Raw genomic sequence first — 13874 nt, 5'->3', positions numbered from 1 at the left:
TTACGGTATAGTTGAAATAATTGTAAATTGCCACATAAAATTCTATGATGAAAAAATTGTCCTTACTACTTGTTTTTGTGCTTTTATTAGGATGTAATAAAAACGATGATAACAATAATTGTAACTTTCTTCTTAACGTTGGTGTTAACCTAACAGTAAACACTAATTTACCACAATTTAGTCAGCTTCAATTTGCCAATAATCCTGTTAGAGTTGAAGGACAAGGTAATGAAGGACTTATTTTAATAAGAGGTATTGGTGACAATATCCTTGCATGGGATGGAGCAGATCCGAACCATACACCTGGACCATGCTCGGCATTACAACTAAACGGTATTGATGCAGAATGTGGCTGTGAAGATGGAAATATATATAATTTGGTTACAGGCCAATTAGTTAGCCAAACCAATCAGCCCTGTACATTAAAACCATACAGGGTTGAATCATTAGGAAATAACACCTATTTGGTAACCAATTAGAAATTTAAAGTTACACCAAGTAAAAAATTCGTTGTTGCTTGTGGATAAAATCCTGAGAAAAATCCGGTTGAAATTCCTGTTGGACTGCTTGTGTCATCAAAATCAAACGACCCAAAATACCCATTAGAAACATATTTTTCATTAAAAATGTTGTTTACTAATCCAGTAAATACTACCGAATCAAAAACTGAATTCGTTTTTAATGTATAGTTAATATTAAAATCATTTACAAAAAAACTATCCAACTTTGATTCTGTATTCTCTGTATTACCCATATACTGTTCACCTACATATTTACTTAATAATGACAGTTGTAAATTTTCAATTGGTTGATATACAATAGCATTTGCAGCAACTAAATCTGGAGAGAAAGAAATATCTGTTTTTCCTAAGTTTTGTAATTCTCCATTAAGTGATACAATTGTTTCTTTATTCTTATTAGTACTGACAGTCATATTTGGTTGCAATGTTAATTTAGATGATACCGGAATCAGTGCCTCTAACTCTAATCCTAGGCGATAACTTTCTCCACTATTAGTTCTTATTGGGTTTCCTACATCATCTAATCGCCCAGATAAAACCAGTTGTTCATTATAAAGCATGTAATAAGCATTCGCATTGAAACGGAAGTTACCCTTTCCATGTCTATAACCTAACTCAAAATCATTAAGTTGCTCAGGTTCAATGTCAGTATTACTTTCAAAATCAGTTCTATTGGGTTCTCTATTTGCTCTGGCATATGAGAAATAAAGGCTGTTTGCATTGTCTAAATCGTAATTTATACCAGCCTTTGGGTTAAAGAAAGTGAAATCTTTATCAACCTCAAAAGTTACCAAATCAGAAGTATTTCCATAAGTCTTATAGGTTACATTTCGAACTTGCAAATCACCATATAAACTCACTTTGTCGTTAAGTTTATAATTAGCCTTAGTAAATAACGATAAATCATTTTTTAAGCTATTACCATCATAATAGCGGTCTCTGATATCACTTTGACTTGCAAACTCCGCCCAAATAACTTCGCCATAATGATCACCGTCATAATGACTAAAAGAACCACCAAAAATCATATCTAATCCGTTGTTTTTATAATTGGCACTGGCATTGATGACATAAAAATCATTGTCTAACCAACGACGTCGGATTAAATCTGTAGTATTTACAGTTTCTCCATTGACGTTTAATTCTTCAAAACCGTAAGTTGAAAAATCATCATCTTCCCTAAACTGTTCAAAATATCCACGACCATATGTGTAATTGAGTCCAACAGTTGTTGACCAGTAGTTATTATAGCGTTGATTCCAATGCAATTGATAATGGTCCTGACTATAATTATCAACTTCATTATCATAAAATTGAGTATTACCATCATCGTCAGTAAATATACCTGCAAAATTAAAAGTTCTGTCATCAGCTAGTGTTTGCGCATCAATACCATACCAAGCTTGATATGTTACTTCATTACCACCAAAAACAACAGCTTTTATCAGTGTATTATCATCAACATAAGCACCCTGTAAAAAGTAAGATTTTAAGTCTGCAGAAGCTCTGTCAATATAACCATCTGATGAAATATTAGATAAACGACCAGCAATTTCAAAATGATCGTTCAATAAACCTGTACTAAACTTTAAAGTATGTTTTCTTGTATTAAAACTACCAATAGAATTGGAAATTTCGCCTGAGGCATCTTTTGAAATAGCATCAGTAAGTACATTAATACTCGCACCAAAAGCACCAGATCCATTAGTAGAAGTACCTACACCGCGCTGTAGTTGAAGACTTTCTACTGATGAAGCAAAATCGCCAAGATTTACCCAAAAAGTACCTAAGGATTCAGCATCATTATAGGGGATTCCATTTATAGTAATATTGGTAGATTGTGGACTTACACCTCTTACTCTTATACCTGTATAGCCAACACCAGCTCCAGCATCTGTAGTGGTAACAACAGAGGGTAAAAAATTTAATAAGACAGGAATGTCTTGACCTAAATTTCTTTTTGCTATTTCCTTTTTTGAAACATTAGAATGTGTAATAGGCGATTTGGCATCTACACGTACTGATTTTACCAAAACTTCATCTAGTTTTTGAACTTTTGAAGAATCTTGCTGTTTTTCCTGGGCGAAGATTGTCCCAAATGAAAAACATAAAATAAACAGTAAATTCGGTTTGAATTTTTGAAAGTGTTTTTTGAACAAAATTTTCATACGACTATAAATAATAATCGAATAAAAAGAGGTAATTATTCTTTGTTAGTAATTGATTAATTTTGAACTTATTGTAAAAAATAAAACAACAAATTCGTTTAATTCCTTAGCAGCATTACCTGCTCAGGTTCAATGGGTATGATCTCAGCTCTTATTGGCACCCCTTTTTTGAGAACGCTGCTAAGATAATAACAAATGATAATTGAGGACTAATGAATTTTAAAATATTTATTAGTTAACCTTAGGAGGTCGTCTATTGGATTTCTTCTCTGAAATTTTACGCTTATTTTCTATTCGTTTACGCTTTACGGCTTTTGGTATTTTGGTTTGCTTTCTTTCTTTTTCTTCTTTTAATCCAAGCTTAATGAGATTTAAAAAACGCTTAGTAACATCTGCTTTATTTTTTAATTGACTCCTATTTTGGTCCGAGCTTAAAACTAAAATTCCTGCTTTATTTATTCTATTCTTTAAAAAGGAATTAAGCTTTATTTTATCTTCCTCACTTAAATATTTAGAATTTAAAACGTCAAAATGGAGCACAACTTTCGTAGATACTTTATTGACATGTTGACCTCCACTACCTGAACTTCTAACAGCCTTATACGTTAATTCAGAAATTAAACTTTCAGCATCCACAATTAGTTTATTTGATGCGTGTCTTTCAGCAAATCATTTACTGTTTTAACGGGATTAAAAGTAAGGATTGGCACCTCAACGAAAATGGTATTCCAAAAGGCCATACTTCCATTCCAAAGCCCTGGTAATTCTAGAGCCTTTAAATCTTTACCAACCTTGGTTTTCATAGTAATAAAAGCCGCCTTATGGTCAACAAAATCATCAAGGTTAAATTTTTCACCTTTATAATTTCTAATGCCACAAACTAAATCCACAGGGTTAAAATGTGTAGCATTTTTCAAGATGTTTTTTTGTTCTATGTTCTCTTGATTAATCTGAGCAGATTCTACAATTTGTAATGAGACATTAGAGTTTTGATCCTTTACCCAAAATGGTCCTCCACCAGGCTCTCCTTCATTTTTCACCATACCACAAACTCTTATTGGACGATTCAATTTTTCTCTTAAATATTCAATCTTATACTTTTCAGAATATTTTTCAAACTCATCAGAAATCTTAACGTTGAGTTGTCTTGTTAGAAATTCTGCGATTGTTGTTAAATGATCTTCATTAATTTCATTTGTATCTAAATCTCTCAAAAAATTATAAGCTTTCTCTTGTACGTCGAGCAATATACCTGCTAAAACTTTTTTATACTTGGCAACCTCATCCTTATATTGTTTTACAACAACATTATCTATGTTTTTTATGAATATGATATCAGCGTCCAATATATCAAGGTTTTTAAGTAAGGCGCCATGACCTGATGGCCTAAATAAAAGCGAACCATCATCTTCTCTAAAAGGCTCGTCATTTAAATCAACAGCTATTGTATCTGTTGATTCATGTTGATATGAAAAGGAAATGTCAAACGAAATACCTGTTCTTTTCTCAACATATTCTTCAATATTCTTAAATTCCTCATCAAATCTATCTTTATATTTTTCTGAGATAGTAAAATGTAATTTCGCCTCATTATTGTCGGATGCATATAATGCCGCTTCATATAAATGCTCCTCAAAAGCCGTAGATATATGGTTGTTTTTATATTCATGAAATGGCAACAGCCCTTTTGGTGAGTTACCAAAATTAAGATGTGATTCTAATAGCATTGCATAAACAAATTCAAAAGCTTTCTCACCTGAAGACAATTCATCAAAATCAATATTATTGGCCTTTAATTCTGATATTACTTCTTTATAAAATGGGAATTTCTCTAACCCAACCAGAAATAAGGACAAATCCTTTGAATTATTTTTATTGATAAATGAATTTATAGATTGATTTTTTGGATTATACTCCTTAATGAATTTAAATAAAAACTTAAACATCCTGGTAGCTGCACCGGATGCTGGCACAAACTTTATTAGAGATAATTTGTTTCTATGAGAATCAAAATTAGAGATATACTTATTAATGATTTGGTTATCTAATTTAATAATCCCATTATCAATTGTTGCTGCCTCAACGATATGTGTAAACGGTATACCGGTTCTAAATAAATTAATTTGTGCTTGTACTTGCTCTAATGTTAATCCTTTAGACTCTATTTGTCTAATATCGGTTTCTGTAAAGCTCATTATGGTTTTTTTAGTAGGTTATCTATATGTTTAATAGCTAATTTTAATCGTTCTTGCTTATTACCTTTGAGTAAAACATACGACTTATTGTACTTAATAAGGGCTTCTTCAAAAGCCCTAAACATACGTTCTCTTTCATTGGGTTTATCTCTTAGGTCATCAGCTTCCCAAGGGGTGTCAATATAAGTTAAAAAATAAATGTCATACGAATTTTTTAGAGCATTGGTCTCTAAAATCGGGTCACAAGTACCAGAGTAATAGGCTTCACTGTAAACTTTGGTTTCTAGAAGATCCGTATCACAAATTAAAACTGTATCTGTTTTTTGTGCCAATTCATTTTCAAGCTTCATTTGGCCAATAGCTATGGGCAACAGGTCCTTGGGCTCGCAAGTTTTGCGTTCATTATTCCATTTATTCTGAAGATATTCTCTTGCGTACTCAGGTACCCAAACGGAATTATAATGTCTAGCAAGTTGCCTTGATAGTGTAGTTTTTCCAGTAGATTCGGGTCCAAATAAAACTACTCTTATACAATTTGAAGGTTGTTGTTTAAGTGCTTCTTCCATGCTAAATAGCCATAAATGGCAATAATTGTAAATCCTAAATATTGAAAACTAGTAAAAGTAAAACCTTTATATAGATACAAAGGTACAGATATGACATCTCCAATAATCCAAAATATCCAGTTTTCTATTTTACGTCTTGCCATAAGCCACATGCCTACAAAGAATATTGCAGTTGTTAACGTATCTGCGTAGGCAACCCAACTTGTCCATTTGTCAAATGCCTTGTACACCACAAAAACAATTAGTAAAGTAGCCAAGAAAATACCAATGCTAATCTGTTTTTCCTTTTGGGTAGTTGTCGATATAGGCGTTACATGTGTGGCATCTACTTTACGCGTCCAAATATACCAGCCATAAACACTCATAGCAAAGTAATAACCGTTAATCATCATGTCGCCGAGTAATTCCCATTTAAACAGTAAATACACAAAAATCGAGGTACTTATCATACCTGTTGGAAATACTAAAATATTGTTTTGCTTGGAAAACCATACGGATAGAAATCCAAAGACTACGGCAACTATCTCTAATACAATATCCATAGTTTGATAGTCTGAATACTGACCAAAAAAGAAATCAAAAATCTGGTTCATAATCGCTTCGGTCTGTCTTTACAACTTTCATGTTTAATACGGCAATATCTATATCTAGAAAAGATTGTTTAATGGTTCTAGTTAAAAAAGTCATTAAAGCATCATATTCTCCATAAATTTGTGTGCTTAATGGATTTTCAAGAACTTTAAATTCAGATTTTCTTAGTTCTTTGATAAATTCGATAATATGAGATTCGTAATCATCTTTTAAGGGCGTTAGAGTAAGCTCTACGGATATTTTCATTGAATTTATTAATTGGCAGTTATTTTTAATTCTGGCTTTAACAATTCTTCAAAGAATGTTTCATCTTCCTCAAAAGCAGTACCAATAACTACTAAATCAGCACCAGCGATAATGGCTTTATCTAAGTCCATTTTTGTTCTAATACCACCACCTACAATCAAAGGAATATTTAAAGTTGATTTTACCTTAGAAATAATCGTTGGCTCAATTGGATGTGTCGCTCCGCTACCAGCTTCGAGATAAATAAGTTTCATGCCTAAAAACTCACCTGCTTTTGCTGTATCACAAATAAGGTCAATATTAGATCTAGACATTGGTATGGTTTCACTCACTCTCTCTACTGAAGTTTTCTTACCATTTTCAATCAGAATGTAGCCTGTTGGTATAATCTCAAGACTTGTATTTGCTAATTTAGGAACAGCCTCTATCTGTTTTCCTATTAAATATTCTGGATTTCGCCCAGAAATTAATGATAAAAACAAAATACCATCCGCATTCCTTGCAATCTGATTAATGTCACCAGGAAACAATATTACAGGTAAGTTTGTGTGTGATTTTATTTCCGTTATAAATGCATCTACAATATTTTCTTTAACCTCACTTCCACCAATTAAAATGTGTGTTGCAATTGATCTTTTGACTTTTTCGATAAATGTTGAAACATTTTTAAGCTTCATTTTATCGGGATCAATTAAAACGGCCAATTGAGTTTTGTCAATCTCAGAATTAATTATAATATTTTTATATAAGCCTTTCATTATGGTACCACATAAGCACATGTAAAGCCTTCAAATTCTAAAAAAGCTGTATTGTACCTATACTTTTTATTTTTATAGTCTATCCATGCAACAGTATTACCATCTTCAATCATAAAAGGAATGACTAAAAAATGATCTTTGAATAGCATTCCTGGTGTCGCAAATAGTTTATATAAGGATTCTTTAATACCCCAAATTACGGTTAATTTATTTATATAATCATCTGCACTAATATTGAGATAATTAAATTCATAATCCACAAACTTTTTTGCAATGATTGCAATTTTATCGCGTTGTTTTTCAATATCAATTCCAACTTCCTTATCACTTACTATTACACCAGAAAATGTGAATGAATGCGTAATTGAAATGTGCTTTCCATCCTTTAGGTGTGGCTTACCATAGTCATCATAATGTAAATCCTGATCGGTATACCCAAACTCTCTAAGTAAGTGCCTTACACTTAAAAACCCACGTTGATGCAGTTCACTTTTCATGCCTAAAACACGCTCTAAGCTATTTGGTTTTAAATCCAAAGGCTTTAAAAGATCAGAATAAGACTCCTCAATCTTCCAGATTTTAACAGTAGTTTGTGAGTTTACACTAATCGAATTGTAAAGTGGCATTTAATATTCTAAATGGTAATGTTTATCTTTGCACTGCCTTAAACAGATTTGGCACGTAATGAATGACGAATTTAACCAATTACGTGAGAATCCCAAAGGCAGTCATTTAAAAAAAGAACTATAAAATGAGTACAAAAATTGCTTATACCCCTTATAAAGTGAAAGATATGTCACTTGCATCTTGGGGAAGAAAAGAGATTGAATTAGCTGAGGCAGAAATGCCTGGCCTAATGAGCCTACGTGAAGAATATAAAGATGAGCAACCACTTAAGGGTGCGCGCATTGCTGGCTGTTTGCATATGACTATTCAAACTGCTGTATTAATTGAGACCTTACAAGCACTAGGTGCAGAGGTCACTTGGAGTTCTTGTAATATTTTTTCAACTCAAGACCAAGCAGCAGCTGCTATTGCAGATGTTGGTACAGCAGTATACGCATGGAAAAACATGACAGAAGAAGAATTTGACTGGTGTATAGAACAAACGTTGTTTTTTGGTGAAGACAGAAAACCATTAAACATGATTTTAGATGATGGTGGCGATTTAACCAATATGGTATTAGATAAATACCCAGAATTAACTTCTGGTATTAAAGGCTTATCTGAAGAGACAACCACTGGTGTTCACCGTTTATATGAACGTTTTAAAAACGGAACATTACCAATGCCAGCAATTAACGTAAATGATTCTGTAACTAAGTCAAAGTTTGATAATAAATACGGTTGTAAAGAATCGGCTGTTGATGCTATTCGTCGTGCTACTGATATCATGTTAGCAGGCAAGCGTGTAACGGTATGCGGCTATGGTGATGTAGGTAAAGGAACTGCTGCCTCTTTTAAAGGAGCTGGAAGTATTGTAACCGTAACTGAGATTGATCCTATATGTGCCTTACAGGCAGCCATGGACGGATTTGAAGTAAAACGCTTAGAAACTGTAGTTGGTAATTCTGATATTATCATTACTTCTACTGGAAATAAAGATATTGTAAGAGCAGAGCATTTTAAAGCTATGAAAGACAAAACCATAGTTTGTAACATTGGCCATTTTGACAATGAGATACAAATGGCTTGGTTAAACGAGAATTACGGTAATACTAAAAATACCATTAAGCCACAGGTTGATAAATATACTATTGACGGTAAAGACATTATCATTTTAGCTGAAGGTCGTTTAGTAAACTTAGGTTGTGCTACAGGTCACCCAAGTTTTGTAATGAGTAATTCATTTACAAACCAAACCTTGGCACAAATTGAACTTTGGAAAAACTCTGATAATTACGAAAATAAAGTATACATGCTACCAAAACATTTAGATGAAAAAGTAGCAAAATTACACTTAGAAAAAATTGGTGTTGAGTTGACTGAACTTGAAGGTTATCAAGCAGATTATATTGGCGTAACAGTTGAAGGCCCTTATAAACCAGAACATTATAGATACTAATTGACTTTCATTGCGAAAGCAAAGAATCTCAAATTTATTAAGGAAGCCCTTTCAGAAATGAAAGGGTTTTTTTATTTTAATACTGTAATGTACCATACAAACAAAAAAATAAAAGTCCCACGCTTTAGTGAAGAAGAAGGATTCTACACCACAATAAAACGCTCAAAAATGATGAGCAAAATACGCGGTAAGAATACCAAACCAGAATTACTTTTTCGTAAAGCCTTATGGAGAAAAGGTGTTCGCTATCGTATAAACAGCAAACAATTACCTGGTAAACCCGATATAAGCATTAAAAAATACAAACTGGCTATTTTTATCGATGGTGAATATTGGCATGGCTATGACTGGGATGAGCGCAAACCAAAATTGAAAACTAATCGCAGGTTTTGGATCCCTAAAATTGAGCGTAATATGCAACGAGATCTTGAGGTTAATCAAAAACTCAATGAATTGGGCTTTACTGTATTTCGGTTTTGGGCGCACGAGGTTAAAGACAATCTCAATATTTGCATAAACGATGTCATGATTTATTTACATTTATCTGGATTGAATATTAGATAATTTCTATCAAAAAATTAACTACCTTTCTATTATGAAAAAAAGGATAATCATAGTATTAGTTTTGATAATTATGGTTTTTATTTATTCAAGATACAAGATGAGTCAAGACAATCCAGATGTACTATCCCCTTTAATTGAGAAGGTTGAAAACTATATACCTCAAAGAGATAGTATTAAATTAGATGTATCAAAAGCTGATGTTGCTTGGCAATTAGATCATATTCTAAAAACAATCAATAGAATTTTTGAAGCATTGGAAAAATCCAATCCAAAAGAATACAGTTCTTCTTTAAATGCCATGAGAATTATTACAATGACATCAGGCTATATTCCAAGGGGTCGCGCACAATCACCAGATATTGTAAAACCACCTGAAGTAATTTATACCGAAGATATTTATGCTCAGATTAAAGAAGCAAAAGAAAATATTATCAAATTGAAATTATTAGATGAAAATTCATACTTCAAACACTTTGTCTTTGGCAGTCTTAATAGAGCCCAAACCATCAGGTTTTTAGAAGTGCATACAAACCATCATCTAAAAATAATTAAAGACATCTTGCAATAACAGTGTTAGTTATAAAATGCAACACCAATCAAAACTACCAAATGTAGGTACCACAATTTTCACTGTGATGAGTGCTCTGGCAAATGAGCATAATGCACTCAATCTATCTCAAGGTTTTCCTAATTACACTAGTGATCAAAAATTAAATGATTTGGTTACTCAAGCAATGAACAATGGTTATAACCAGTATGCACCAATGGCTGGGAATTTAGATTTAAGACTAGCAATCTCTCATAAATATGAATTGCTATATAAAAGCACTTATCATCCTGAAAATGAAATCACTGTAACTGCTGGTGCCACGCAGGCCATTTATACTATTATTTCTGCATTTATCCATAAAGATGACGAAGTAATAATATTTAAACCTGCTTATGATTGCTATGAGCCTGCTGTGATCTTAAATGGTGGCAAACCATTAAGTGTACAATTGTCAGCACCCAATTATAAGGTAAATTGGGAAGAGGTGTCATCAAAAATTACTTCAAGGACCAAAATGATAATTATTAATACGCCACATAATCCTACTGGTACAATTTGGTCTAAAGAAGACATGCTTAAACTTCAAAACTTAACTAAGAATACCAATATTATTGTTTTGAGTGATGAAGTTTATGAGCACATCGTTTTTGACGATGCTAAACATTTTAGTGTTTGTTTATTTAATGATCTAAAACAAAGGTCATTTATTACTGCCTCTTTTGGAAAAACCTTTCATAATACTGGTTGGAAAATTGGTTACTGCTGTGCGCCAAATTATTTAATGGCTGAATTTAGAAAAGTGCATCAATTTAATGTATTCTCTGTAAATCATCCTGTTCAAAAAGGTATTGCCGACTATATGCAGAATCCCAAAACCTATATTGGTCTTTCAGAGTTTTTTCAACGTAAACGAGATTTATTTCTGAATTTAATCTCCGAATCACGATTTAAATTCAAACCCTCACAAGGAACTTATTTTCAGGTTTTAGATTATTCTGATATCACGGAAGAACACGATGTGGAATTTGCAAAACGATTAACTATTGAATCTAAAATTGCTTCTATTCCCTTATCCGTATTTTATGACAAAAACAAAGATGATAAGGTTTTAAGATTCTGCTTTGCCAAAACAGAAGAGACTTTGATTAGAGCATCAGAAATTCTCTGTAAAATTTAAGTTACTTTTTGTATTTTATAAATTTTGTTGTCAATATATTAGAACTAGAATTTAAGGTTAAGAAATCAAACAGTAAAATGTAACTATGCAAAATACCCTTAAAATAGCAATTATTCAAACGCATTTGATATGGGAAGATCCCCAAGCAAATCGTAAACATTTCGAAGAAAGAATAAATACCATATCTAATGAGGTAGATATGATAATACTGCCAGAGATGTTTACTTCAGGATTTACCATGAACGCCTTAAAGATTGCGGAAACTATGCATGGTGCAACCATAAATTGGCTTAAGTCCATAGCAAAAGATAAGGATGTTGCTATTATTGGTAGTTTAGTCATAACAGAAAATAATAACTACTACAATCGCTTAATTTGTGCCAAACCTTCAGGTGACTTAATTCAATATGACAAAAGGCACACATTTACATTAGCAGGCGAACATAATGTATATACTGCAGGTACTGAAAAAGTAATATTCAATTATTTAGGTTGGAATATTTGCCCACTAATTTGTTACGATCTTCGCTTTCCTGTTTGGGCAAGAAATACGGAGGACTATGATGTATTACTCTATGTTGCTAATTGGCCAAAACCAAGAATAAATGCTTGGGATGCCTTACTCAAGGCAAGAGCTATAGAGAACATGTGTTATTGTATTGGTGTTAATAGAATTGGTTTAGATGGTCTAAACTATGAATATTCTGGTCACTCGGGAGCATATGATGTTCTGGGTAACCGTTTAGATTCTATTAGTGAAAATGAAGAAAAAGTTGAAATAATATCTCTTGATAAATCAATGATAAGCAAATACAGAGCTAAACTAAATTTTCTTAACGATAGAGATAACTTTAATCTAAAAGTGTAAAGTCAATTATAAAATCAAAGCTTGCTCTCACTTCTTCTACATCACCTGTAGGTGCATAACTAACTCTTTCTGGTTGTGTTCCAAGCAGAAAATTACCAGTATCATATTTACCATTTCCATTGGTATCGTAAATAACTCTTAAGGCATACTTACGAGGTGCTATATCCGTAAAATCTACTAATGGATTCTCAGTAGTATAGCGTTCATATATCACCACACCTGTATCATTTACCAGTTGGACAATTAATGGAAATTTTGCATTCCTCAGTTGAACTCTTAAGTTCCCATATTCAGATTTCATTTTTGTTCTAAAGGAATAATTAAGTGTATCTTTATTGACACCTCCATAAAAGCCTTCAAAGGTTTCAGGCATCATTGTAATCACATAGCTCTGACCCTCTTCTTTCTCAACTGGGAAGGTGTATTTATTATAAATTGAATCATATTCAATTTGAAAATCAACAAAAACTGAATCTTTGTTTATAAGACTGATTTTTGATTTATCTATTTTGGTAAAAGGTATATTTCCCTCCAAGCTAAAGTCTTGATCAAAATTCACAGTCCCAGAGACTAATGCTTTAATCTCTAATGAATCTGTCTCCATTGCTCTAAATCTGTGTTTAAATGTATCTAAATACTTCTCATTTCTAACAATGAAATTAACCGTGTCTACTTCAAATTTTGGTTTATACCAATAATATAAACTGTCTGTTTGCTTGTTCTTAGTTAATCTAGTTTCAAAACCCTCTGGTTTCTCACCCAACAACTCAATTTGAATGGTTTTATAATCACCTTCATATGGGAAGAGAATTCTTTGTTCTCCATCTTGCTTTGGCTTAAATGCTTTAAAATTAGGTTCTTCTTGAAATAAGGTTAATCCATATGAAGAATCTGTAGGCACAGTTATAAAACCCTCTTTAAAAGCGATTTTATCATCTTTCTGATTAAATAAAAAATTACTGTTTTTATCTTTTATTGCTATTAATTTATACTTGCCTTCCTTAATGTTATCAATACTAAAAGTTGTTAAACTATCTAATGTGTTAGTGATGTATCTTGGTTTTTCTTTGAAAACAATAGAGTCAGTATAAGAAGAATCTACTTCGTATAACATTACAGAAACAAAAGTGTCTGGTTCCTCTAATATCGCATCTTCCACATAACCCTTAACAGATAGTGAATCTATAGTGTCTCCTGTTGAAAACACATATCTATAGTATGGATATGGGTTTTCTTCATTATTGTCTACAATGCTTTCTCCAAAATTAAATGCATAGGTAGTATTAGCTTCAAGAGTGTCCTTAATTTTTATAGAAATATATTTACTTGCTCCTCCCATTGGAATTATAGAGGGGTCTGTGTCCATTGGAGGAGAAATAATCAACTGTTTTCTAAGATCCTTAATCTTCACATATTCATCGAAGTAAATCTTGATTTCGTCACCCTTAAAATTTGTCGAAAAATTCTCAGGTTCAGATTTTAAAATAATAGGTGGTTCAGTATCTTTTTCACCTCCAGATGGTGTGCCACGATTGGCACAGCCTACAATAAGAGCGATCAAAAATAGGCCAATAAAAAATCTCTGTAAATATGAATACATTCAGC

General features: G+C 32.4%; 15 protein-coding genes and 1 riboswitch. Of the genes, 6 read left to right on the top strand and 9 right to left on the bottom strand.

Translation table 11 applies throughout. The features are described from left to right. Positions 1–44: 44 nt before the first annotated feature. The gene (locus ACFWV9_RS00240) at positions 45–479 is read left to right on the top strand and encodes a hypothetical protein (protein WP_411893219.1); all 435 of its coding nucleotides are present in this window, start codon (positions 45–47) and stop codon (positions 477–479) included. Here ACFWV9_RS00240 and ACFWV9_RS00235 read toward each other — a convergent pair. The 8 genes from ACFWV9_RS00235 to ACFWV9_RS00200 all read right to left on the bottom strand — a co-directional run bounded on the left by ACFWV9_RS00235 (position 476) and on the right by ACFWV9_RS00200 (position 7671). Beyond that, on the bottom strand, positions 476–2689 hold the full coding sequence (locus tag ACFWV9_RS00235) for a TonB-dependent receptor (protein ID WP_411893218.1): 2214 nt from the start codon (positions 2687–2689) through the stop codon (positions 476–478). The two genes, ACFWV9_RS00240 and ACFWV9_RS00235, sit on opposite strands and share 4 nt — an antisense overlap. An 85-nt stretch (positions 2690–2774) precedes the next feature. Then, positions 2775–2864: riboswitch (TPP riboswitch) on the bottom strand. Between the two features lie 56 nt (positions 2865–2920). Beyond that, entirely contained in the window at positions 2921–3325 is a 405-nt protein-coding gene (gene arfB / locus ACFWV9_RS00230; protein WP_411893217.1) for an alternative ribosome rescue aminoacyl-tRNA hydrolase ArfB, read from the bottom strand. Between the two features lie 2 nt (positions 3326–3327). Beyond that, on the bottom strand, positions 3328–4884 hold the full coding sequence (locus tag ACFWV9_RS00225; RefSeq protein WP_411893216.1) for a DUF4301 family protein: 1557 nt from the start codon (positions 4882–4884) through the stop codon (positions 3328–3330). Beyond that, the gene (locus ACFWV9_RS00220; RefSeq protein WP_411893215.1) at positions 4884–5450 is read right to left on the bottom strand and encodes an AAA family ATPase; all 567 of its coding nucleotides are present in this window, start codon (positions 5448–5450) and stop codon (positions 4884–4886) included. Before ACFWV9_RS00220 ends, ACFWV9_RS00225 begins: the two co-directional genes overlap by 1 nt. Beyond that, on the bottom strand, positions 5411–6043 hold the full coding sequence (gene pnuC / locus ACFWV9_RS00215; RefSeq protein WP_411893214.1) for a nicotinamide riboside transporter PnuC: 633 nt from the start codon (positions 6041–6043) through the stop codon (positions 5411–5413). Before pnuC ends, ACFWV9_RS00220 begins: the two co-directional genes overlap by 40 nt. Next, a complete protein-coding gene (locus ACFWV9_RS00210) occupies positions 6027–6287 on the bottom strand; it encodes a hypothetical protein (protein WP_411893213.1) in 261 nt (86 codons plus the stop codon). Before ACFWV9_RS00210 ends, pnuC begins: the two co-directional genes overlap by 17 nt. 8 nt (positions 6288–6295) lie before the next feature. Continuing rightward, positions 6296–7045 carry a geranylgeranylglyceryl/heptaprenylglyceryl phosphate synthase gene (locus ACFWV9_RS00205; protein ID WP_411893212.1) on the bottom strand — a complete coding sequence of 250 codons (750 nt, stop codon included), beginning with the start codon at positions 7043–7045 and terminating at the stop codon, positions 6296–6298. After that, on the bottom strand, positions 7045–7671 hold the full coding sequence (locus tag ACFWV9_RS00200; protein ID WP_411893211.1) for a 4'-phosphopantetheinyl transferase family protein: 627 nt from the start codon (positions 7669–7671) through the stop codon (positions 7045–7047). The genes ACFWV9_RS00205 and ACFWV9_RS00200 overlap by 1 nt, the downstream gene beginning before the upstream one ends. Before the next feature lie 125 nt (positions 7672–7796). On the opposite strand from ACFWV9_RS00200, the gene ahcY reads away from it, so the two are divergent. The 5 genes from ahcY to ACFWV9_RS00175 all read left to right on the top strand — a co-directional run bounded on the left by ahcY (position 7797) and on the right by ACFWV9_RS00175 (position 12269). Next, entirely contained in the window at positions 7797–9110 is a 1314-nt protein-coding gene (gene ahcY, locus ACFWV9_RS00195; protein ID WP_411893210.1) for an adenosylhomocysteinase, read from the top strand. Between the two features lie 57 nt (positions 9111–9167). Continuing rightward, a complete protein-coding gene (locus ACFWV9_RS00190) occupies positions 9168–9674 on the top strand; it encodes a very short patch repair endonuclease (RefSeq protein WP_411893209.1) in 507 nt (168 codons plus the stop codon). A 31-nt stretch (positions 9675–9705) separates the two neighbouring features. Next, positions 9706–10242, top strand: coding sequence for a DUF1569 domain-containing protein (locus ACFWV9_RS00185; protein WP_411893208.1), 537 nt, complete (start codon positions 9706–9708; stop codon positions 10240–10242). A gap of 16 nt (positions 10243–10258) precedes the next feature. Continuing rightward, positions 10259–11401: a methionine aminotransferase gene (locus ACFWV9_RS00180; RefSeq protein WP_411893207.1), complete on the top strand. Its 1143-nt coding sequence runs from the start codon at positions 10259–10261 to the stop codon at positions 11399–11401. Between the two features lie 85 nt (positions 11402–11486). Beyond that, entirely contained in the window at positions 11487–12269 is a 783-nt protein-coding gene (locus ACFWV9_RS00175; protein ID WP_411893206.1) for an amidohydrolase, read from the top strand. On the opposite strand, the gene ACFWV9_RS00170 is transcribed toward ACFWV9_RS00175, so the two are convergent. After that, positions 12253–13869: an Ig-like domain-containing protein gene (locus tag ACFWV9_RS00170; protein WP_411893205.1), complete on the bottom strand. Its 1617-nt coding sequence runs from the start codon at positions 13867–13869 to the stop codon at positions 12253–12255. The genes ACFWV9_RS00175 and ACFWV9_RS00170 overlap by 17 nt on opposite strands. Positions 13870–13874 lie beyond the last annotated feature (5 nt).

Origin of the sequence: Winogradskyella sp. A2, assembly GCF_046762865.1 — a bacterium.
Taxonomy (GTDB): Bacteria; Bacteroidota; Bacteroidia; order Flavobacteriales; family Flavobacteriaceae; genus Winogradskyella.
The sequence above is the reverse complement of the archived record's forward strand: the minus strand, read 5'-3'. Positions and strand labels throughout refer to the sequence as shown.

Coding starts and splice junctions, on each gene's coding strand:
- ACFWV9_RS00240 (WP_411893219.1), top strand. CDS start 45: ATGATGAAAAAATTGTCCTTACTACTTGTTTTTGTGCTTTTATTAGGA.
- ACFWV9_RS00235 (WP_411893218.1), bottom strand. CDS start 2,689: ATGAAAATTTTGTTCAAAAAACACTTTCAAAAATTCAAACCGAATTTA.
- ACFWV9_RS00225 (WP_411893216.1), bottom strand. CDS start 4,884: ATGAGCTTTACAGAAACCGATATTAGACAAATAGAGTCTAAAGGATTA.
- ACFWV9_RS00220 (WP_411893215.1), bottom strand. CDS start 5,450: ATGGAAGAAGCACTTAAACAACAACCTTCAAATTGTATAAGAGTAGTT.
- pnuC (WP_411893214.1), bottom strand. CDS start 6,043: ATGAACCAGATTTTTGATTTCTTTTTTGGTCAGTATTCAGACTATCAA.
- ACFWV9_RS00210 (WP_411893213.1), bottom strand. CDS start 6,287: ATGAAAATATCCGTAGAGCTTACTCTAACGCCCTTAAAAGATGATTAC.
- ACFWV9_RS00205 (WP_411893212.1), bottom strand. CDS start 7,045: ATGAAAGGCTTATATAAAAATATTATAATTAATTCTGAGATTGACAAA.
- ACFWV9_RS00200 (WP_411893211.1), bottom strand. CDS start 7,671: ATGCCACTTTACAATTCGATTAGTGTAAACTCACAAACTACTGTTAAA.
- ahcY (WP_411893210.1), top strand. CDS start 7,797: ATGAGTACAAAAATTGCTTATACCCCTTATAAAGTGAAAGATATGTCA.
- ACFWV9_RS00190 (WP_411893209.1), top strand. CDS start 9,168: ATGAAAGGGTTTTTTTATTTTAATACTGTAATGTACCATACAAACAAA.
- ACFWV9_RS00185 (WP_411893208.1), top strand. CDS start 9,706: ATGAAAAAAAGGATAATCATAGTATTAGTTTTGATAATTATGGTTTTT.
- ACFWV9_RS00180 (WP_411893207.1), top strand. CDS start 10,259: ATGCAACACCAATCAAAACTACCAAATGTAGGTACCACAATTTTCACT.
- ACFWV9_RS00175 (WP_411893206.1), top strand. CDS start 11,487: ATGCAAAATACCCTTAAAATAGCAATTATTCAAACGCATTTGATATGG.
- ACFWV9_RS00170 (WP_411893205.1), bottom strand. CDS start 13,869: ATGTATTCATATTTACAGAGATTTTTTATTGGCCTATTTTTGATCGCT.